The sequence below is a fragment of the Ruegeria sp. AE3 genome, assembly GCF_056542225.1.
The window spans coordinates 1,324,288-1,344,529 of sequence record NZ_JBQFZL010000001.1; the positions used below are offsets into that span (position 1 = coordinate 1,324,288).

Consider the following 20,242-nt stretch of genomic DNA (forward strand, 5'->3'; position numbering starts at 1 on the left):
CGTGCGGGGCATCAGGTCATCATGCTGATCTACAAGATTTTCCGAACCGACGAATGGACTGAACTGCAAAGTCTGGGCGCCACAGACGGAGCACCCATTGACGTGTCAGACGGGTTTGTTCACTTTTCCACCGCTGAACAAGCGGCTGAAACCGCCGCCAAGCATTTTGCCGGCGTTGAAGGGCTTACACTGTTGGCATGTGATGCCGACGCCATGGGCGATGACCTGAAATGGGAAGTGTCGCGAGGAAACGCCCTGTTTCCGCATCTGTATCGTCAGATCAGGTTAAGCGATGTTGTCTGGGCGCGTCCGCTGCCTTTTGTCGGTACGGCACATCGGTTCCCCGAGGACATGGCATGACATCCTATGTCGATCCGGATCGCGCCCAGTTCGAGGCGTTCAAGGCCCTGGACCGCGACCAGCCGATCGAGATGCTCAATCTAGTGAAGTTCCGCGCCGAGGCGCAGTATCCCAGTTCGCATGAATTGGCCGGCGCAGGGCTGACCGGGGCGCAGGCCTATCAGAAATACGGGACTGAAACCGCCGCAATCATTGGCCGTATCGGGGCAAGCATCCTGTGGCGGGGTGTATTTGAAACGACTCTGATCGGACCGGCTGATGAGGTATGGGATGCCGTCTTTATCGCACGCTATCCGACTGCACATGCGTTTCTGGAAATGGTGACTGACCCGGTGTACCGGGCAGCGGTGGTCCATCGGCAGGCTGCGGTAGAAACCTCGCGCCTGATCCGGTGCGGATCAAGCAAAAGCGGGAAAGCGTTTGGATGAAACTGACCGAGAAATTCGGGCTTGCGGCCCTGCACTGCATAGACCCTGAGACCGCCCACAGGATGTCGATCAGGGCTTTGAAGGCGGGGCTTGCGCCTGCGCCGGGGCCGGTGGCAACGCCGCGCCTGAAAACCAGCCTTGCAGGTTTGGACCTGCCTAACCCGGTAGGATTGGCCGCGGGCTTCGACAAGAACGGTGAGGTTCTGACGCCGCTGTCACGCGCAGGATTCGGCTTCATCGAAGTCGGCGCCGTCACACCGCGCCCCCAACCGGGAAACCCCAAACCCCGCCTGTTTCGCCTGACCGAGGACAAAGCGGCGATCAACCGTTTTGGCTTCAACAACGAAGGCATGGAGGTGATGGCAAAACGGCTTGCTGATCGCCCCAAGAATGCGGTGATCGGCCTGAATCTGGGTGCCAACAAGGACAGCGAGGATCGCGCGGGTGATTTCGTCAAGGTGCTGGCGCATTGTGCCGCGCATCTGGATTTTGCCACGGTCAACGTGTCATCCCCGAATACGGAAAAGCTGCGGGATTTGCAGGGCAAGGCGGCGCTAAGCGCGCTTTTGAACGGTGTGATTGAAACCCGTGATGCGCTGCCTCGCCCGCTGCCCATCTTCCTGAAAATCGCGCCGGACCTGACCGATGCCGAGTTGCAGGACATTGCCGAGGTTGCGCGCGAGACCCGTGTGGATGCCGTGATCGCCACCAACACCACCCTGTCACGCGACGGGCTGCGCAGTTCGCACAAAGGTGAAACCGGCGGGCTGTCCGGCGCACCGCTGTTCGAGAAATCAACACGTGTTCTGGCGCGGCTCAGCCAGTTGACCGGGGGTGACATTCCCCTGATCGGCGTCGGTGGCATCAGCAATGCGGAACAGGCCTATGCAAAGATTGGCGCCGGGGCATCTGCTGTGCAGTTTTATACGGCGATGGTGTATGGCGGCATTTCTCTGGCGGCGGACATTGCGAAAGGGCTGGATGAACTGCTGGCCCGCGACGGCTTTGAAAATGTAGCTCAGGCCGTCGGCAGCAAACGAGAAGACTGGCTATGATCGAATATTGGCACAACCCGCGCTGTTCAAAATCCCGCGCCGGTCTTGCATTGCTGGAAGAAAATGGCGCGCGGGTCACGGTGCGCAAATATCTTGAGGATGCACCATCAATCAATGAGCTGCGAGCGGCACAATCCGCCTTGGGGCTTTCGCCCGTTGAGATGATTCGTACCGGAGAATCTCGGTTCAAGGAACTGGGGCTGACAAAGGCTTCGCCAGACGAGGCCCTGATCCGGGCCATGGCCGAAAACCCGATCCTGATTGAGCGTCCGCTTGCCATTGCGGGGGATAAGGCCGCTATCGGGCGTCCACCGGAAAACCTTCTTACGCTGCTCTAGGCCACCTGCGCCTCGAGCTTGGGATAGCGCCATCCCAAAGTCACGCCACGTGCTATATTAAGCACCATCAACGCGGCCCACAGGCCGTGGTTTCCGAAACTTGGCACCAGAATGAACAGCGCAACCAGATAGATAGCGACCGATTGGAACATCGCGCTACGCATGGCGCGGGTCCATGTAGCACCTATGTAGATGCCGTCAAACATCCAGCTTGCCACGCCGATAACGGGTGCCAACGCGGCCCAGATAAGAAACTCGCGCCCGGCCTCGCGCACCTGCGGCGATGTTGACATAAGGTCGATCAACGCTGGTCCGGCAACAAAGAAAACCACACCCAGTAACAGGGCGCCCCCAACACCCCATTGCGATGTCATGACAGACGCGCGGCGCACCTGATACCTGTCTCTGGCACCCACCGCGCTTCCGACCAGCGCCTCGGCGGAAAAGGCAAACCCGTCCAGCGCAAAAGCTGTGATTTCTAGAAACTGAAGCAAGACCTGATTGGCCGCCAGATTGACATCACCCAGATCGGAACCGACGAAAAGAAAGGTCGTGAAGGATCCGGTTAGCAAAACCGACCGGATCATAATATCGCCGTTGACCTGCAACATCCGGCGCAGTCGGGCAGCATCAAATACGCGGGCCCAGTCACGCCAGTTTCCGTCTTCGAACCCGTCCCGACACAGCCAAAGGCCCAGCGCCAGACCCGTCCATTCCGCAATCAAAGTGGCTATGGCAACCCCTTCGACCCCCCAGCCGAGACCAAGCACGAACCACAGGTCCAGAACGATGTTCAATCCGTTCATCCAGACCTGAAGAACAAAAACCCCACGCGTGCGTTCAACCGCAATCAGCCATCCGGTAACCGCATAAAGTGCGATGGTTGCTGGCGCCCCCCAAATTCGAATCTCAAGATAGGCGCGGGCAAGCGTTTCGACCTCGGGACTTGCCGGAGAAAGGGCGAACGCACCCGCGAACACAGCCACTTGGGTGAGGATAAAGAACAACCCGGCCGCGCCGCCAAGCATCAGACCGCGCATCAGCAATGCCCGGGTTTCAACAGCGTCGCCTGCCCCGCGTGCCTGCGCCGCCATCCCGGTGGTTCCCATCCGCAAGAAGCCGAAGATCCAGTAGATCGTTGACAGGATAACTGCGCCGATCCCGACCGCCCCGATAGGCGCAGCCTGCCCCAACTGACCGACAACGCCGGTATCCACTGCCCCCAGAATCGGGACCGTGGCGTTCGACAGGACAATCGGCACCGCGATCTTCAGCACCCGTCCATGCGTGATGGGCGCCGAGGCGTCCTGCATGGTCAGCTCTTGTCTCTGGCAGGTTGCGGCATCAAGAAATGCCCGGAGGCCTGCGCAAACAGTTTCGCATGATTGTCCTGCCAGGCTTCAACCCGTACCGAGGCGTAACGCCGCCCGGACCGGCTGATAAACGCCCTCGCATAGGCGTCTCGCGGCAAGCCGGAACGCAGATAGTCGACGGTAAAGTCGATCGTCTTCGGAAACCGGATGCTTTCGTCTGACACGATGGCATCTGCATCGATCTCACCGTTTTCTATACTTGGGAATATGTGTTCCCAGCTCAGCGTGATAACGGCTGTCACCTCCAAAAAGGCAGCGGTTACGCCGCCATGAATTGCAGGCAGAAACGGATTGCCGATCAGCTTGTTATCGAAATTCAAAACGCCGGTCAGCTCATCCCCTCGCCTGTCAAAACTGATGTTCAGAAAACGGATATACGGTACGCCGTCGACAAGCGCGCGTAGGGCTGCATCGCGGCGCTGCTTGACCACCTGCATCGGCTCGGGACGAGGTCTTGGCATATTACTTCCCTTCAACCGTAAAAGAGCCCGAGGCAGTCGCCACAGGCAGATCCGTGTCGTTGTCCATTGCGGTGGCCCGCACGAAGGCAACGTTTCGCGTGATATGGTGACAGACGGCGTGCGCAGTAATCGTCTGACCTGGCGTCGCCGCGCGCATATAGTCTATCCGCAGATCGATTGTTGCGGTTCCTCCGGGGCCCGACGGGTGGCTCATCACCGCAGCACCACAACAGGTGTCCAGAATCGTGGATATCGCCCCCCCATGTATCACCCCTGTGCGCGGATCCCCGATCAGGTCTTCGTTGTAGGGCAAGGTTATCTCAGCCTCACCTTCGCCGATCTGCGTGAGCGTAAGGTTCAATGCCCGCGCATGGGGGATCGCCTCGATAAACTGGCGGGCTAAAACTGTCTTATCGACCATGGGTATGCGTCCTGTTCTCTGCACCGCCTTTATGAGCCGGTGTTCCGGTAAAGAGCAAGCCTGCCTGTTGCGCTTGGGATCGGGACCGCCTAGGTTGCTGACGAGGAGACCGGGAATGTCCAACAACCGTTTGTCATTCAAAGAAATGTGCGCCGAGTTTGACGTGACGCCGCGCACCCTGCGCTACTACGAATATATCGAGCTTTTGCAACCGGACCGCGAAGGGCGTTCGCGCTTTTATGGGGCCCGGGAATGCGCGCGGATGAAACTGATCATGCGCGGCCGAAAGTTTGGTTTTCCTCTAGAAGAGATTCGCCAATGGCTACTGATCTATGAAGATCAGGGAAACGAGGCCCAGATGGCCACCTTTGTCGAAATGGCGGACCGCCAGATGAGTGAGCTTCAGCAGCAGCGACAGCAGCTGGATGAGGCAATGGACGAACTCAAAAGCCTGCGCGACCAAACGGCCAAGTCGCTGGAATAACCTTTTCCGATATTTCACAACCAAACATTGCAGGTGGCAGAACCTGTCAAAACCGGTGCGCATCCCCTTCAAGGCACCCGTTTATTCATGCCGGAAATTAGTTGACGCGACGGTAACAAAATTACGTCGGAAACCGCTTACGTGCACGGATGTTACGTCAACTAAAAAGTGACGCAGCGTCTGGATTACGTAAACGTCACTCACATGTTGTAAAGCACCCACCAACTGCGCAACTCATGTCTCATGACGCCAGTGACGAGAGTATGACGAATGACCGAAGATGTGATGACCATTCGCGAGATGTGCGAGACCTATGATGTCACACCACGCACCTTGCGGTTCTATGAGGCAAAGGAACTACTGTTCCCGATCCGCGAAGGCCAAAAACGTCTGTTCACCAAACGTGACCGGGCGCGGCTGAAGCTGATCCTGCGCGGAAAAAGATTTGGGTTCAGCCTCGAGGAAATTCGACAGCTGCTGGATCTCTACCATGTGGGCGATCAACAGGTCACCCAGATGAATCGCACTTATGAAATCGCGTGCGAACGTCTGGCTGACATGGAATCGCGCCGCGAAGAGCTGACGCAGGCCATCGACGATCTGAAAGAGCAGTTGCGCTGGGGCGAGAAAGTCATCGCCTCAATGAAACAGGAAAAGAAGGCGGCCGAGTAACCTCGCCCTGCTTTCCGGACATATGAATTAAGGGAGCTTCACATGCCCGTTTACAACGCGCCAACCAAAGACATGCAGTTCATTCTGCACGATGTTCTGAAAGTCTCGCAGTCGGACATCCCCGGCTATGATGAACTGGAGGCCGAATTCACCGGCGCAGTTCTGGAAGAAGCAGGCAAGGTTGCCGCCAACGTCCTGCATCCTTTGAACGTTGTTGGTGACACCGAAGGGTGCCGGTTGGAAAACGGCATTGTGTACACACCTACCGGGTTCAAAGACGCGTTCGAGCAGATGAAGGAAGGTGGCTGGACTGGCCTCGACATGCCGGAAGAGTATGGTGGCCAGAACATGCCCTACGTGATCGGCACAGCCGTAGGAGAGATGTTCTCGGGCTCCAACCAGGCTTTCACCATGTATCAGGGCCTGACCCATGGCGCAGCCTCGGCCATTCTGGCGCACGGGACAGACGAGCAGAAGAACAAATACCTGCCCAACATGGTCAGCTGTGAATGGACCGGCACCATGAACCTGACCGAACCGCATTGTGGCACCGATCTGGGCCTGATGCGTACCAAGGCAGAACCGCAGGGTGATGGCAGCTATAAGATTTCCGGCCAGAAGATCTTTATCTCGGCCGGCGACCACGACATGGCAAACAACATCATCCACCTGGTGCTGGCCAAGATCCCAGGTGGCCCCGAGGGCATCAAAGGCGTGTCGCTGTTTATTGTGCCCAAATTCATTGTGAACGAAGACGGCAGCCTGGGCGAACGCAACGGCGTATCGGTCGGAAAGATCGAAGAGAAAATGGGCATCCACGGCAACTCGACCTGCGTCATGAACTATGACGAAGCCACCGGCTGGCTGCTGGGCGAAGAGCACAAGGGCATGCGCGCCATGTTCACCATGATGAACGAAGCGCGTCTGGGTGTGGGCATGCAGGGCCTGTCGCAAGCCGAAGCGGCCTATCAGAACGCTCTGGAATACGCCAAAGACCGTTTGCAGGGTCGCGATGTGACCGGTGTCAAAAATCCGGATGGTCCGGCCGATCCTCTGATCGTGCATCCTGACATCCGTCGCAACCTGATGGATCAGAAAAGCTTTACCGAAGGCGCACGCGCGTTCATCCTTTGGGGCGCGACAATGATCGACAAGGCGCACCGCGCGGGAGACAAGGATGCAGACGGGCTGATCTCGTTGCTGACTCCGGTCATCAAAGGCTTCCTGACCGACGAAGGTTACGACATGACCGTTCAGGCGCAGCAGGTCTATGGTGGCCATGGCTACATCGAAGAATGGGGTATGTCACAATACACCCGCGACGCCCGCATCGCGATGATCTACGAAGGCGCAAATGGCGTTCAGGCGCTTGACCTTGTGGGTCGCAAACTGGCGCAGGATGGCGGCAAACACGTCATGGCCTTCTTCGAGATGGTCAAAAGCTTCTGCAAAGAAAACGGCGGCAAGGACGAAGCTTACGATAAAGCCTTCATCGAACCGCTGAAGGCCGCGTCCAAGGATCTTCAGGCCGCAGGCATGTATTTCATGCAGGAAGGCATGAAGAACCCGAATAACGCACTGTCCGGGTCCTATGACTTCATGCACATGTTCGGCCATGTTTGCCTGGGTCTGATGTGGGCGCAAATGGCCAAGGCCGCGCAGAACGCTCTGGACAGTAATGCGTCGGACAAAGAGTTCTACGAGACCAAGATCAACACCGGTCGCTTCTACATGGCGCGCCGCCTGCCAGCGACAGCGATGCATCTTGCGCGCATTCAGACCGGTGCGGACACGGTAATGGCACTAGACGCGGCGAACTTCTGAACTCAGTCTGGGTCCGGGCAACACCGCCCGGACCCAGCTTACCGGAGGAGACCAAATGCCAAAACGTTTTCGCCTGACCCGCCGCTTTCCGGTTGCGATGACTGAAGATGGGTATCGCAAACTCAAAGCGTTCGCGCGGGATGCTGGTCTGGATGAAGGCGAGGCGCTGTCTTTCTTGTTCGAGAATTTCAACAGCGTGATTGATGAGGAGAACCTGACCCACCGCCTACGCATCTTCAATTCCGAACTTGAGGCACGGAAGAGGTGAACTGCTGCGGAGAAAACTCAACGGCGCCTTTAATTTGAATGCCGGACGCCTCCGGCGGGAGTATTTGTGAAAAGATGAAGCGGCGATGCGTCCCTGCCACCGGGCGCACTCGCCATCAGGACAGGAACGACTTCACCTTTTGCGGTCATCGGCTCTCCAGCCTGTACTGCACGACCACTGAATACGAAGATGGTTGATGAAAGGTTACCTACTGCCCTTCATCTTTTCAAAAATACTCAAATCCGGCCTAGCCAAATGCGCCTTGGGAGGGGCGAGCACATGACCATCAAACTTCATTGCTTCGGAGAAAGTGGAAACAGCTACAAAGCTGCTTTGGCTCTGGAAATGTCCGGATTGGAGTGGGAACCGGTCTTTGTCGATTTCTTCAAAGGTGTAACCCGCACGCCGGAATATCGTGCTGATGTAAACGAGTTGGGTGAGGCACCTGTTCTTGTCGATGGAGATTTTCGCACCAGCCAATCCGGTGCGATTCAGGCCTATGTCACAGAGAAATCCGGCAAGTTCGGTGGCAAGGACCGGGAAGAAAACTACGATATTCTGCGTTGGGTTTTGTGGGACAATCACAAACTCAGCTCCATGGCTGGTTTGACGCGGTTCCTGATCAATTTCCTACCCGAGCAGCACCGCAACCCCGATGTCATTGCATTCAACAAAGGACGTTTGAAGGCGGCTTATGAGATCCTGAACAACCACCTGGACGGCCGCGACTGGATCGTCGGCGACGGCGTGACCAACGCCGACCTTAGCTGCTGCGGCTATCTGTATTACCCTGAACCATTCGGTTTTGACCGTGCCGACTGGCCCCATATCGACGCCTGGCTGACCCGCTTGTCCGAACAGCCCGGCTGGAAACACCCCTATGACCTGATGCCCGGCAACCCGTCGGATCGAGCTTGAGGAGAAGACCCATGACCGAAGCCTATATCTATGACGCCCTGCGCACGCCGCGCGGCAAGGGCCGCAAGGATGGCAGCCTGCACGAGGTAACCTCGGTGCGCCTGTCCGCCCTGACCCTGAACGCGGTGAAAGAGCGCAACAACCTGGAAGGTCACGCTGTCGAAGACGTGATCTGGGGAAACGTCACGCAAGTGATGGAGCAAGGCGGCTGTCTGGCGCGCTCGGCCGTTCTGGCGTCCGACCTCGACCAGTCGATCCCAGGTCTGGCGATCAACCGTTTCTGCGCCTCGGGCATGGAAGCCGTGAACTTGGCCGCAAACCAGGTGAAAGGTGGCGCGGGCGATGCCTATATTGCAGGCGGTGTCGAGATGATGGGTCGCGTGGCCATGGGCAGCGACGGTGCAGCAATCGCTGTTGACCCCTCGCTGGCGATGGAGACCTATTTCGTACCTCAGGGCATCTCGGCCGACATCATCGCGACCGAATATGGGTTTACCCGTGATGACGCGGATGCGCTGGCGGTTGAATCGCAAAGGCGTGCTGCGGAAGCATGGGCCGACAACCGGTTTGAAAAATCCGTGATCACCGTCAAGGATCAAAACGGTCTGACCATTCTGGACCGCGACGAATACATGCGTCCGGGCACCGATATGCAGAGCCTCGGCGCTTTGAACCCGTCATTCGCAATGATGGGCGAACAGATGCCTGGCTTCGACAAGGTTGCGATGCTGAAATACCCCCATCTTGAACGCGTAAACCACATCCACCATGCAGGCAACAGCTCGGGCATCGTGGACGGAGCCGCTGCTGTTCTGATCGGCAACAAGGAATTTGGCGAGAAATACGGCCTCAAGCCGCGTGCTCGCATCAAGGCCACCGCCAAGATTGGCACCGATCCAACCATTATGCTGACCGGCCCGGTACCGGTGACCGAGAAGATTTTGGCCGACAATGGCATGAAGATCAGCGATCTGGACCTGTTTGAAGTGAACGAAGCCTTCGCCTCGGTCGTGCTGCGTTTCCAGCAGGCATTTGATGTCGATCCTGCACTGGTCAACGTCAACGGTGGCTCGATCGCGATGGGTCACCCGCTGGGTGCCACGGGTGCGATGATCATCGGTACGCTGCTGGATGAGCTTGAGCGTCAGGACAAGGAAACCGGTCTGGCCACGCTTTGCATTGCATCCGGCATGGGTGCGGCAACCATTATCGAGCGCGTCTGATGCCCAAGCTGGATCTTTCTCAGATCCCGTTTCAGGGCGGCTCGGCCTATCCCGGCAAGCTGGCCGAAGCGACCGCAGGTCGCTTCGCGCAGCGGGTGGGCGATGCGGGCGGGCTGACCCAATACGGGGTCAACATCGTGCGGCTGGAACCGCAGGGCCTGTCCTCGCTGCGCCATTACCACATGAAGCAGGACGAGTTTGCCATCATCCTCACCGGCTCGTGCACGCTGGTCGATGATGATGGCGAGCACGAGATGCAGCCCGGCGATTGCGCTGCCTGGCCCGCAGGTGAGGCCAACGGCCATCATCTTGTGAACAAGACCGATGCGCCCATGACCTTTCTGGTGGTGGGCACACGGACCCCGACCGAGACCGGCTATTACAGCGACATGGACATGATGGTGAAGGTTGATGAGAACGGATTCTCCTTCACACGCAAAGATGGCAGCCCGCTGACGGCTGACCAGATTGGAGATGACAATGACTGATTTCACTCTGAACAAAGACGCAGACGGCGTCGCCACGATCACCTGGGACGTGCCCGGGAAGACCATGAACGTGATGTCCTTTGATGGGCTAGCAGAATTGAGCGATTGCATCGATCAGGCGCTGGCCGACGATGAGGTGAAAGGCATCATCGTTACTTCGGGCAAGGAAGGGTCATTTGCGGGCGGCATGGATCTGAACCTGCTGGCGGTGATGAAAGAACAGGCGGGCGACAATCCGGCCAAGGGTCTGTTCGAGGGAACGATGAAAATGCACGCCCTGTTGCGCAAGATCGAACTGGCTGGCATGGACCCCAAGAACAAGAAAGGTGGCAAGCCGATTGCTACAGTTCTGCCGGGGACCGCTGCGGGCATCGGTATGGAACTGCCGCTGTCCACCCATCGTATCTTTGCGGCTGAAAACCCAAAGGCGAAGTACGGCCTGCCCGAGATCATGGTCGGCATCTTCCCCGGTGCGGGCGGCACCACCCGCATGGTCCGCAAAGTTGGCGCCATTGCCGCGGCTCCGCTGTTGCTGGAAGGCAAGATGCTGGACGTCAAGAAAGCCAAGGGCGCAGGCTATATCGACGAGATTGCAGCCGATCCAATGGCAGCAGCCAAGGAATGGGTGCTGAACGCCAAGGACACCGATCTGGTCAAGCCATGGGACGCGAAGGGTTATAAGATGCCCGGTGGCGCCCCCTATCATCCTGCAGGCTTCATGAACTTCGTTGGCGCGTCGGCGATGGTGAACGGCAAGACCCAAGGGGCTTTCCCGGCAGCCAAGGCTCTGCTGAGCGCGGTTTACGAAGGCGCTCTGGTGGATTTCGACACCGCGCTGAAAATCGAAGCGCGCTGGTTCACGTCCGTGCTGATGAACCCTTCGTCAGGTGCGATGATCCGGTCGCTGTTCCTGAACAAGGAAGCGCTGGAAAAAGGCGCCGTGCGCCCCGCCGGTGTCCCGGATCAGTCGGTCAAGAAGATCGGTGTTCTGGGCGCGGGCATGATGGGGGCTGGTATCGCCCTGGTTTCGGCGCAGGCCGGTATGGAAGTGGTTCTGATCGACCGCGACCAGGAGGCTGCGGACAAAGGCAAAGCCTATACCGATACCTATCTCGACAAAGGCATGAAGCGCGGCAAGGTCACGGCTGAGAAAAAAGAGGCCATGCTGGGTCGCATCACCGCGACGCCGGATCTGGACAACCTGAAAGGGTGTGACCTGATTATCGAAGCCGTCTTTGAAGACATGGGCGTCAAGGCTGAGATGACCAAGAAGGTCGAGGCGATTATCCCCGAGGACTGCATCTTTGCATCGAACACCTCGACCCTGCCGATCAGCGATCTGGCCAAAGCCTCGGTGCGGGCAGACCAGTTCATCGGCATCCACTTCTTCTCACCGGTCGAGAAGATGTTCCTGGTCGAGCTTATCAAGGGCAAGGAAACCGGGGATCGTGCCGTGGCCAAGGCGCTGGACTATGTGCGTCAGATCCGCAAGACCCCTATCGTGGTCAACGATGCGCGTTTCTTCTACGCAAACCGCTGCATCATTCCATATATCAACGAAGGCGCGCGCATGGTCACTGAAGGCGTCAGCCCCATTTTGATCGACAACGCCGCGCGGCAGTTGGGTTTCCCGGTCGGTCCGATCCAGTTGACCGACGAAACCTCGATTGATCTGGGTGCCAAGATCGCCCGCGCGACAAAGGCGGCGATGGGCGATGCCTATCCGGAAAGCCCCTCGGACGATTTGATCTTCTGGATGGAGGAACAGGGCCGTCTGGGTCGCAAGGCGAACGCGGGTTTCTTCGACTATGACGAAAAGGGCAAGCGCGTCGAATACTGGAAGGGCCTGCAAGAGAAGTATCCGCTTGCCGATGACCAGCCTGACCTGATCGAAGTGCAGGAACGTCTGATGTTTGCTCAGGTTCTGGAAGCGGTCCGCGCACTGGAAGAAGGTGTTCTGGAAGACATCCGCGAGGGCGATGTCGGTGCAATTCTGGGCTGGGGGTTTGCCCCGTGGTCGGGTGGTCCGTTCAGCTGGCTGGACATCATCGGCACGCCCTATGCGGCCGAGCGTTGTGATCAATTGGCTGAGACATACGGCGAACGCTTTGCCTGCCCGCCGCTGCTGCGCGAGATGGCAGAAAAAGGTCAGAGCTTCTACGGTCGCTTCAACCCCGAAGCAAAAGCCGCTTAATCCAATGACGCGGGCGCATGTCATCATGCGCCCGCATCGTTCTTGTCAGTGTTTGGTTAGATCTGCCATTCGGGCCGCAGGAACAGAACCGGCGCGCTTGGGCGTCCCGGTCGACCCGGTCGCCTGACCCCAAATGGCGGGCGGATCGGAAATATCGGTTCCTGGGGAATGGGTGCAGGCAGCGCACCCAATGGGTTAGCAAGAGCCGACATATCGCCTCTGCTTATAAGCGAATGGATCAGGTCGGAGGCAACCTCTTCGGTCGCGACTTCATACCGTGTTCCCGTAGTTGCGCCGCGCATGTTGAAGCGACCGGACGGGCAATAGGCCTGCAATCCGCCTTCGACAAAGATCACCTGATCATCATCAAAGAACAAGGAAAACACTTCAAAAGACGACCCCGGTGCCTGTGACGTCAGGCGACCGGCTCCGTTCAGCAAACGCGCGGGCAACACCGAAGGTCCATCGGCCTTGGCGTTGATCCGGGACAGGTTCAGCGCCATGCCCTGTTCGGGCATCAACCAGACAGCTCGCCCGTTATATGCGGCGTGGGCAGGCACGAGGATCGGCAGGAACTCGACCCGGCGCTCATCGGCCGGAATGACCACAACGCTTATTGAGATGCGCCGAACCTCTTTGAACCCATGATCGAGGGTTCGAACCAGATCACCTACCGCGATCCGTTCGACCGGCTTCCACCCTGCAGTCGTGGCGATCTTGGTGCCGTGCAAAAACCCGCCACGGCGCGCATTTACCGCCTGTTTTTTGTTGGTTCGATCAACTTCTGGCAGCTGATCCAGATAAACAGAAATACTTGTTACTTCGGACACGTGCCTTACCCCCTTTTGGCACAAAACGGTTATGCCAATGAGCTAACACCAAAAATTCTGCCCGTCACATTTCAGACATATTTGCGCCCATTTTTGACCAATTCCGCGTAATTACCGAGGGTTTTCGTGAACACTCCAGAAAGCTCACCGAGCATTTTTGCCATTTCTGAAACGAATGCCATTTGTCGATCCTCCGAATCCACGGCGTTTCACTGGATACGGAAATAACAAAACGGTCTGGCTTAGGCGTACATACGACCCAATCGCGTCAGGCAACTTTTTGCTGGTCAGATGATCGGCTGGCGCGCCACCCCAGCAACAGACCCGCTGACGCAATCATAAGGATGCCCGAAATCTGAAAGACGCCAATGGTTTGTCCAAAGGCCACAAAAGCGAAAAGCGGGCCGAAAATCATGACAGAATACTCGAACACCGCCACATAAGACGGCTCGCCCACCTGATACGCCTTGATCAGCATGAAAACCGCGATTGTAGAACCGATAGCCTGAGTAACCAGCCACGGTATGGCAGGCCCCATATCCCAGACCCATCCACGCGTAACAAACCCCTCGGCACCGTCTGCCGTAACGACCGGCGAGATTGTCAGAAACGTGAGCCCCATCGCACCGGCCAAACCCAGCGTAATGACCATGACGGCCAGCATGGCCACAGTGCTTTCCTGAGAACAATGTGTACGTGTGAGGATCGAACTGAGGGCATAGAAAAACCCGGCCGCCACGGGCACCAACGTGCGCAGGTCAAAATCGCCGGGGTTTGGCTGAAGCACCAGAAGGATGCCAGTAAATCCAATCAGTACTGCCAGTATGCGCCACGGCCCTATTGGTTGCCTGAGCACCAGAGCGGAGATCAACAGCACAAAAATCGGTGAGGTGAACAACCCTGCCAACGCCTGTGCAATAGGCATCATGGCAAGGGATGCAAAATAGAACAGCATTGCCGTGGTAATCAGAACGCTGCGCAAAATGACGGGACCCCACCGCACGGGCCTCAACCCGCCCAGCCCCAGAAACGACAGGCCAACTATCAGCGGCAGCATCAACAGTGCACGGGTCAGATGGAACTGCCACAGCCCGACGGTTTCGGCCAAAAGGATCACAACATTGTCGATGACGCCGATAATTGCCATGGCACTGACCATCAGGGCCGAAGCCAGCACAGCAGAAGATGAGGAATGCGCCTGCATGAAGTCGTGTCCTGATTGTGATCGTGGGCCGACAGTCTCGATCCTTTCGGGTATCCAGCACAATTCGCAATGACTGCGCAACAGGTTTGCGCCCTGCGATTTCACCATGCTAAGCTGCGGCAAAACAAATTCGAGCAGACCCACCCAGATGACGGCCCTGAAACAGTACCAGCGGATCGAAGCCACCGGTCTGTGGCGCCCCTCGCCCGATGAACAGCGGCGCGAGGTTGTGGTGTCTATCGGCGAAGCCACCCTGACCATTTCCGATTTCAATGACAGGGCACTGACCCACTGGTCGCTGGCAGCACTTGAACGCCAGAACCCCGGTTCCTTTCCGGCCATATTCAACCCGGACGGTGATCCGGATGAAACGCTTGAGCTGGCCGAATCCGAAACCACGATGCTTGAAGCGATCGACCGATTGCAGCGCGCTATAGATCGGTCCCGCCCCCACCCGGGGCGTTTGCGCTGGCTGAGTGTCGGAGGCGTCGTGGCCGCTGTGCTGGCGCTGTTGCTGTTCTGGCTGCCCGGTGCGCTGCAAAACCATGTTGTCTCGGTCGTGCCCCAAGTTAAACGGCAAGAAATCGGCGATATGATCTTGCATCGGATCGAGCGCGTCTCGGGCCGGGCCTGTACGTCGCGGGATGCTCGGGATTCACTGGAACAATTGGCCCGGCGCACCGGCGTACGGCAGATCATCATTCTGCCCGCAGGCGTTCAGGACAGCCTCAGCCTGCCTGGCGGCACAGTCCTGCTAAGCCGTGCTTTGGTAGAGGATTACGAAGACCCTGCGGTCGCAGCGGGCTATGTGATTGCTGAACGGGCGCGGACCGCGCACAAAGACCCGCTGGATGACTTGCTGGACAGAACCGGTGCAACCTCTGCCTTTAGACTGCTGACAACCGGCGGACTGACGTCCGAGATTATCGACAAATATACCGAGCAGGTCCTGTCACAGCCCCGCCCGGCCATTTCTGATGACGATTTGCTGGCGATGTTCTCGCAAAGCGCGCTTCCCTCAACCCCCTACGCCTATGCCCGTGATGTGACCGGCGAAACCGTTCTTGGCCTGATCGAAGCGGATCCAATGGCGGGAAGGGCGCTGGAACAGGTGCTGCCGGACCGCGACTGGGTCCGGCTACAGAATATTTGCGGCGAATAAACCGGGTTACTTGGTTCCGAACATCCGGTCACCGGCATCCCCCAGACCGGGCATGATGTAGCCTTTCGAGTTCAACTCGCGGTCCAGCGCTGCTGTGACGATACGCACGTCTGGGTGCGCTTCTTTCATCCGCGCGACACCTTCGGGTGCCGCCAACAGGCACAGAAAGCGAATATCCGTCGCCCCGGCCTCTTTCAGTAGGTCAATGGCCGCGGCCGAGCTGTTGCCGGTGGCCAGCATTGGATCCACCGCAATGACCAAACGGTCCTTCAGGCTTTCGGGGGCCTTGAAATAATACTGTACGGGTTTCAGCGTTTCTTCGTCGCGATACAGCCCCACGAAACCGACGCGTGCTGAAGGCACAAGTTCAAGCACCCCATCCAGCATCCCGTTTCCGGCGCGCAGGATTGACACCAGCGCCATTTTCTTACCTGCCAGAATGGGGGCGTCCATCTCTTCCATCGGCGTTTCGATATTGCGCGTGGTCAAGGGAATGTCGCGCGTGACCTCGTAGGCCAGCAGCAATGTGATTTCGCGCAACAACTGCCGGAACCCGGCGGTCGAGGTGCCCTTGTCCCGCATGAGCGTCAGCTTGTGTTGCACCAGCGGGTGATCGACGACGGTCAGATGTTCGCTCATGTGTTCTCCAGTCTTTTCTTGACCCGCGCGCGGGTGTCTTCATCGCAGAAGGCCGCATTCAGGGCCATCTCATTCATTGCCGCAAAATCCCCAGTCTCCCAACCGAAAGCCGCGTTCAACATCTCATATTCCCGCCGCATGGTCGTGTGAAAAAACGGAGGATCGTCGGTGGAAACCGTAACCTTTACGCCCGCATCGCGCAGTTTCGCGATGGGGTGGGCAGCAAAATCCGGGAAAAGGCCCAGAACCACATTCGAACCCGGACACACTTCAAGCGTGATATCCCGGTCAACCAGTTCACGAACAAGATCAAGGTCTTCGATGGCGCGGACGCCGTGCCCGATACGCTCAACCCCCAGATCGCGCACAGCGTCGCGCACACTGTCCGGACCGCCAAACTCACCTGCATGCGTGGTCAGGCGCAGCCCGGCTTCGCGGGCACAATCGAAAGACCATTTGAAGTCGCCCTGCGTGCCGATGGATTCGTTGCCGCCCATGCCGAAACCGGTGATCCAGTTTCCGGCGGTCTCGGCCGCACAATGGGCACTTCGCCTGGCTTGTTCGGCGCCAAAATGGCGGACACAGGTAACGACACCGCGCAAGGTGATACCGAATTTACGCTCGGCTTCGTCTGCCGCATCCTGAATGGCGTTCAGATAATCCCGCCACGCATGCAGGTCGCCACCGCCGCAAAAATCAGGGCTGAGGAATGTCTCGGAATAAACCACGCCATTTTCAGCGCTTTCCTCAAGAATGGCCAATGTCAGCCGCCGGAAGTCTTCGGGCGTTTTCAGAACTTCGCAAGCGGCTTCGTACACGCTCAGAAAATGCGCGAAATCACGAAAATCATACAACCCGTCCGCCTTGAAGATACCGCTCAGATCCACCCGTTTTTCATGCGCAAGCTGGCGGATGAAGGCCGGAGGCGCTGCACCTTCGTGGTGAAGATGCAGTTCAATTTTGGGCAGGTCTGCAACGCTCATAAAAAGTTCCTTCCCGGCCCTTGCGCCGGAATATTCAGATGATGGGCAATGCTGGCCGCGATATCGGCAAAATCCACTTGCCCGATCTGTCCCGCACCCTGCCCCGCAATCAGAACCGGAACCTGTTCACGGGTGTGATCTGTTCCGGTCCAGCTTGGGTCATTGCCATGATCAGCAGTCAACAGCAACAGGTCGCCCGGGTGAAGCTTCTTAAGGACTTCTCCCATCTCGCGGTCGAACCATTCCAACGCACGCGCATATCCGCTGATGTCCCGGCGATGTCCGTACAGGCTGTCGAACTCGACAAAGTTGGCGAAGGCCAGACTGCCCTCTTCCGCCTCGTCCACAAGGTCAGACAGGTGCTGCATTAGCTGGGCATCCGACCCTTTGCGCAGCGTGTTGATCCCTTGCATCGAGAAGATGTCGCCGATCTTACCTACAGCATGAACCCGCCGCCCTGCATCCTGCACCCAATTGGTCAGCACCGGTGCCGGGGGCAGAATGGCGAAATCCTTGCGATTGGTCGTCCGATCAAACCCCGTCTCAGGCGTTCCGACAAAGGGGCGCGCAATGACACGCCCGACTTTCATCTGATGCAAACGCGGAGCAAGCGCGCGGCACATGTCCAGCAACCGTTCCAGCCCAAAGCTTTCCTCATGAGCCGCGATCTGAAATACACTGTCAGCGGATGTGTAGCAGATCGGCCAGCCGGTGCGCATATGCTCGGCGCCCAGCTCGGCAATGATCGCTGTTCCGGACGCGTGGCAGTCGCCAAGAATGCCTTCGGTCCCGACGGCTTCGGCTGCCGCGCGGCTCAGTTCCGTTGGAAAAGCCGGAACCGTGTTCGGAAAGTAATGCCAATCCCAGGGCACCGGCAGGCCCGCCAGTTCCCAGTGGCCTGAGGGCGTGTCCTTACCGGGCGAATGCTCACGCGCGCAGCCCCATAGTCCAGCGGGTTCGGCATCGAGGCCCGGAGTGGCCTCTCCAGACGCCAGCCGCACAGCCGCGCCCAAACCCAGCGCGTCCAGATTGGGCAGGTGCAAAGGGCCGGTGCGCCCCTCTTCTGCACGGCCTTCCGCGCAGGCTTGGGCGATATGGGCCAGCGTGTTTGCCCCGGTATCCGGGACATCACCGTTGAAAAACTGATCTGCGTCGGGTGCCCCGCCTATTCCGACGGAATCCATAACCACAAGGAATGCACGGCTCATACGCTGATCCTTTCGTGGATCAGATCGGGACGCTTGGGAGCTGTATCGCTGATCGTCATCGCGCTCAGCACAGTTTCCGCCGCGCGCCGAGCGGCGCCTTCCCGCGCAGTGTGGACCACGGCAATCGGTGAACCTTTGGACACACGATCCCCCAGCCTGAGGATGTTAGATATTCCTACTGCCGGATCGATCTCATCGCTTTCGACCTGACGGCCGCCACCCAGCGCGACGACCGCAAGGCCCAGCGCCTCACCGTCGATGGAGGAGATGTAACCGTCTTCGGGAGCAGGAACCTCCTGAATAACGCTCGCCTCAGGAAGGAAACGGGTCCAGGTATCGACAAATTTCACAGGACCACCAACCGCAGCCAACATGCGACCAAACCGTTCGGCGGCGCGACCGTCACGGATGATCTCGGCGATCTGCTCGCACCCCTCCTCGACCGATTTGCACATGCCTGCATCGGCCAACAGGACGCCGCCCAACTCGGAAGATATGTCCACCAGAGGCGAAGCATCCGGACCGGTCAGAACCTTCATCACTTCCGCGACCTCCAGTGCATTGCCCAGCGCCGGTGCCAAAGGCTGGTTCATGTCGGTGATCACCGCCGAAGTCCGGCACCCGGCCGCGTTTGCAGTCTCGGTCAATGCTGTGGCCAGCTTACGAGCATCCTCAATTGTTTTCATAAAGGCACCGCTGCCGACCTTGACGTCAAGAACCAACGCATCCGGGCTGGCCGCCAGCTTTTTGGACAGGATTGATGCTGTGATCAGATCCAGACTTTCAACCGTCGCCGTCACGTCCCGAACCGCATAAAGCCGCTTGTCCGCCGGTGCAATCTGGCCCGTCGCGCCGACGATAGCCGCGCCCGTTTCGCGCAATATCTGCGCAAGTCGGTCCTGACTGATCTGAGTGCTGACCCCCGGAATCGCCTCGAGCTTGTCAAGCGTTCCACCCGTGTGCCCCAAACCCCGGCCCGAGATCATCGGAACAAACGCACCGCATTCCGCCAGCGCCGGAGCAAGCACAAGGCTGACACAGTCCCCGACCCCGCCGGTCGAGTGCTTGTCAATCACCGGTCCGTCCACATCCCAACTGAGAACATCGCCGCTATCGCGCATCGCAATCGTCAAGTCCGCACGCCCCTGAGGACCCAGCCCGCCCATACAGACGGCCATGGCAAACGCCCCGGCCTGCGCATCGCTGACGCTGCCGTCCGCCAATCCCTGCGCGAACCAGATCAGCTCGTCGCGGCCCGGTACGTCATGCCTGCGCAGTTTGGCTATGATTGAACGGGCGTCCATGCGTTCAGACATCCTCCATGTGCGACGCGTCAAACGCACCCGGCAGCAAATCTCCGATGGTTGTCTCAAACTCCGCACCATCGACGGTTGCCAGAGTAACTTTTACATCGCGCTTGCCAAACTCGGCCAGCTTCTGACGGCATCCACCGCAAGGCGGCACAGGCTGAGGGCTGGAGGCAACCACGTAGACTTCGGTCAGTTCCTGCTCACCCGAGGCCACCATTGCGGCAATTGCACCTGCTTCCGCGCAGGTGCCCTCGGGATAGGCCACATTTTCGACGTTGCACCCGGAAAAGACTTGGCCCGAAGAAGACCGGAGCGCTGCGCCAACTTTGAAGTTCGAATATGGCGCGTAGGCGTTTTCCCGGACAGACAAGGCAGCGTCTTTCAGCGACATGGCGATTC

At 58.4% G+C, this 20,242-nt stretch carries 23 protein-coding genes; 13 read left to right on the top strand and 10 right to left on the bottom strand.

What is annotated here, in order from left to right; genetic code table 11:
• Positions 1-21: 21 nt before the first annotated feature.
• From ACR0NZ_RS06600 to arsC, 4 genes are read left to right on the top strand one after another with little or no spacing between them, the layout of a single operon-like run.
• Positions 22-360 carry a DUF952 domain-containing protein gene (locus ACR0NZ_RS06600; protein WP_480517671.1) on the top strand — a complete coding sequence of 113 codons (339 nt, stop codon included), beginning with the start codon at positions 22-24 and terminating at the stop codon, positions 358-360.
• Entirely contained in the window at positions 357-788 is a 432-nt protein-coding gene (locus tag ACR0NZ_RS06605) for a DUF1330 domain-containing protein (protein WP_480517673.1), read from the top strand. The genes ACR0NZ_RS06600 and ACR0NZ_RS06605 overlap by 4 nt, the downstream gene beginning before the upstream one ends.
• A complete protein-coding gene (locus ACR0NZ_RS06610; RefSeq protein ID WP_480517675.1) occupies positions 785-1,843 on the top strand; it encodes a quinone-dependent dihydroorotate dehydrogenase in 1,059 nt (352 codons plus the stop codon). The genes ACR0NZ_RS06605 and ACR0NZ_RS06610 overlap by 4 nt, the downstream gene beginning before the upstream one ends.
• On the top strand, positions 1,840-2,181 hold the full coding sequence (arsC, locus tag ACR0NZ_RS06615; RefSeq protein ID WP_480517677.1) for an arsenate reductase (glutaredoxin): 342 nt from the start codon (positions 1,840-1,842) through the stop codon (positions 2,179-2,181). The genes ACR0NZ_RS06610 and arsC overlap by 4 nt, the downstream gene beginning before the upstream one ends.
• Here the strand turns inward: arsC and ACR0NZ_RS06620 are convergent.
• The 3 genes from ACR0NZ_RS06620 to ACR0NZ_RS06630 are packed head-to-tail and all read right to left on the bottom strand — an operon-like array spanning position 2,178 to position 4,436.
• Positions 2,178-3,494 carry an MATE family efflux transporter gene (locus tag ACR0NZ_RS06620; RefSeq protein WP_480517679.1) on the bottom strand — a complete coding sequence of 439 codons (1,317 nt, stop codon included), beginning with the start codon at positions 3,492-3,494 and terminating at the stop codon, positions 2,178-2,180. The two genes, arsC and ACR0NZ_RS06620, sit on opposite strands and share 4 nt — an antisense overlap.
• Before the next feature lie 2 nt (positions 3,495-3,496).
• Positions 3,497-4,015 carry a PaaI family thioesterase gene (locus ACR0NZ_RS06625; protein ID WP_480517681.1) on the bottom strand — a complete coding sequence of 173 codons (519 nt, stop codon included), beginning with the start codon at positions 4,013-4,015 and terminating at the stop codon, positions 3,497-3,499.
• Position 4,016: 1 nt separating this feature from the next.
• On the bottom strand, positions 4,017-4,436 hold the full coding sequence (locus ACR0NZ_RS06630; RefSeq protein WP_480517683.1) for a PaaI family thioesterase: 420 nt from the start codon (positions 4,434-4,436) through the stop codon (positions 4,017-4,019).
• A gap of 115 nt (positions 4,437-4,551) precedes the next feature.
• Here ACR0NZ_RS06630 and ACR0NZ_RS06635 point away from each other — a divergent pair, with 115 nt between their 5' ends.
• From ACR0NZ_RS06635 to ACR0NZ_RS06670, 8 genes are all read left to right on the top strand, one after another.
• Complete coding sequence (locus ACR0NZ_RS06635; RefSeq protein WP_267364662.1) at positions 4,552-4,920, top strand: MerR family transcriptional regulator; 369 nt, start codon at positions 4,552-4,554, stop codon at positions 4,918-4,920.
• A gap of 270 nt (positions 4,921-5,190) precedes the next feature.
• On the top strand, positions 5,191-5,592 hold the full coding sequence (locus ACR0NZ_RS06640; protein WP_209503256.1) for a MerR family transcriptional regulator: 402 nt from the start codon (positions 5,191-5,193) through the stop codon (positions 5,590-5,592).
• A 42-nt stretch (positions 5,593-5,634) separates the two neighbouring features.
• On the top strand, positions 5,635-7,416 hold the full coding sequence (locus ACR0NZ_RS06645; protein ID WP_480517685.1) for an acyl-CoA dehydrogenase C-terminal domain-containing protein: 1,782 nt from the start codon (positions 5,635-5,637) through the stop codon (positions 7,414-7,416).
• Between the two features lie 55 nt (positions 7,417-7,471).
• Positions 7,472-7,684, top strand: a complete 213-nt coding sequence (locus ACR0NZ_RS06650) for a hypothetical protein (protein ID WP_209503252.1) — start codon at positions 7,472-7,474, stop codon at positions 7,682-7,684.
• 279 nt (positions 7,685-7,963) lie between these two features.
• The gene (locus ACR0NZ_RS06655; RefSeq protein WP_480473540.1) at positions 7,964-8,602 is read left to right on the top strand and encodes a glutathione S-transferase family protein; all 639 of its coding nucleotides are present in this window, start codon (positions 7,964-7,966) and stop codon (positions 8,600-8,602) included.
• An 11-nt stretch (positions 8,603-8,613) separates the two neighbouring features.
• Positions 8,614-9,825, top strand: coding sequence for an acetyl-CoA C-acetyltransferase (locus tag ACR0NZ_RS06660; protein ID WP_209503248.1), 1,212 nt, complete (start codon positions 8,614-8,616; stop codon positions 9,823-9,825).
• Positions 9,825-10,313, top strand: coding sequence for a cupin domain-containing protein (locus tag ACR0NZ_RS06665; RefSeq protein WP_480492872.1), 489 nt, complete (start codon positions 9,825-9,827; stop codon positions 10,311-10,313). Before ACR0NZ_RS06660 ends, ACR0NZ_RS06665 begins: the two co-directional genes overlap by 1 nt.
• Positions 10,306-12,507, top strand: a complete 2,202-nt coding sequence (locus ACR0NZ_RS06670) for a 3-hydroxyacyl-CoA dehydrogenase NAD-binding domain-containing protein (RefSeq protein WP_480517687.1) — start codon at positions 10,306-10,308, stop codon at positions 12,505-12,507. The genes ACR0NZ_RS06665 and ACR0NZ_RS06670 overlap by 8 nt, the downstream gene beginning before the upstream one ends.
• 56 nt (positions 12,508-12,563) lie before the next feature.
• Here the strand turns inward: ACR0NZ_RS06670 and ACR0NZ_RS06675 are convergent, their stop codons facing one another.
• Positions 12,564-13,337, bottom strand: a complete 774-nt coding sequence (locus tag ACR0NZ_RS06675; protein WP_480517689.1) for a Hint domain-containing protein — start codon at positions 13,335-13,337, stop codon at positions 12,564-12,566.
• Between the two features lie 268 nt (positions 13,338-13,605).
• Positions 13,606-14,541 carry a DMT family transporter gene (locus ACR0NZ_RS06680; RefSeq protein WP_480473545.1) on the bottom strand — a complete coding sequence of 312 codons (936 nt, stop codon included), beginning with the start codon at positions 14,539-14,541 and terminating at the stop codon, positions 13,606-13,608.
• 148 nt (positions 14,542-14,689) lie between these two features.
• Between ACR0NZ_RS06680 and ACR0NZ_RS06685 the strand changes: the two genes are divergently transcribed.
• Positions 14,690-15,703, top strand: coding sequence for a hypothetical protein (locus ACR0NZ_RS06685; RefSeq protein ID WP_480517691.1), 1,014 nt, complete (start codon positions 14,690-14,692; stop codon positions 15,701-15,703).
• 6 nt (positions 15,704-15,709) lie between these two features.
• On the opposite strand, the gene upp is transcribed toward ACR0NZ_RS06685, so the two are convergent.
• From upp to ACR0NZ_RS06710, 5 genes are read right to left on the bottom strand one after another with little or no spacing between them, the layout of a single operon-like run.
• Entirely contained in the window at positions 15,710-16,342 is a 633-nt protein-coding gene (upp, locus tag ACR0NZ_RS06690; protein ID WP_480473547.1) for a uracil phosphoribosyltransferase, read from the bottom strand.
• Positions 16,339-17,325, bottom strand: coding sequence for an adenosine deaminase (locus tag ACR0NZ_RS06695; protein ID WP_480517693.1), 987 nt, complete (start codon positions 17,323-17,325; stop codon positions 16,339-16,341). Before ACR0NZ_RS06695 ends, upp begins: the two co-directional genes overlap by 4 nt.
• On the bottom strand, positions 17,322-18,533 hold the full coding sequence (locus ACR0NZ_RS06700; protein ID WP_480517695.1) for a phosphopentomutase: 1,212 nt from the start codon (positions 18,531-18,533) through the stop codon (positions 17,322-17,324). The genes ACR0NZ_RS06695 and ACR0NZ_RS06700 overlap by 4 nt, the downstream gene beginning before the upstream one ends.
• On the bottom strand, positions 18,530-19,837 hold the full coding sequence (locus tag ACR0NZ_RS06705) for a thymidine phosphorylase (RefSeq protein ID WP_480517697.1): 1,308 nt from the start codon (positions 19,835-19,837) through the stop codon (positions 18,530-18,532). Before ACR0NZ_RS06705 ends, ACR0NZ_RS06700 begins: the two co-directional genes overlap by 4 nt.
• Positions 19,838-19,841: 4 nt before the next feature.
• The gene (locus ACR0NZ_RS06710; protein ID WP_480517699.1) at positions 19,842-20,234 is read right to left on the bottom strand and encodes a cytidine deaminase; all 393 of its coding nucleotides are present in this window, start codon (positions 20,232-20,234) and stop codon (positions 19,842-19,844) included.
• Positions 20,235-20,242 lie beyond the last annotated feature (8 nt).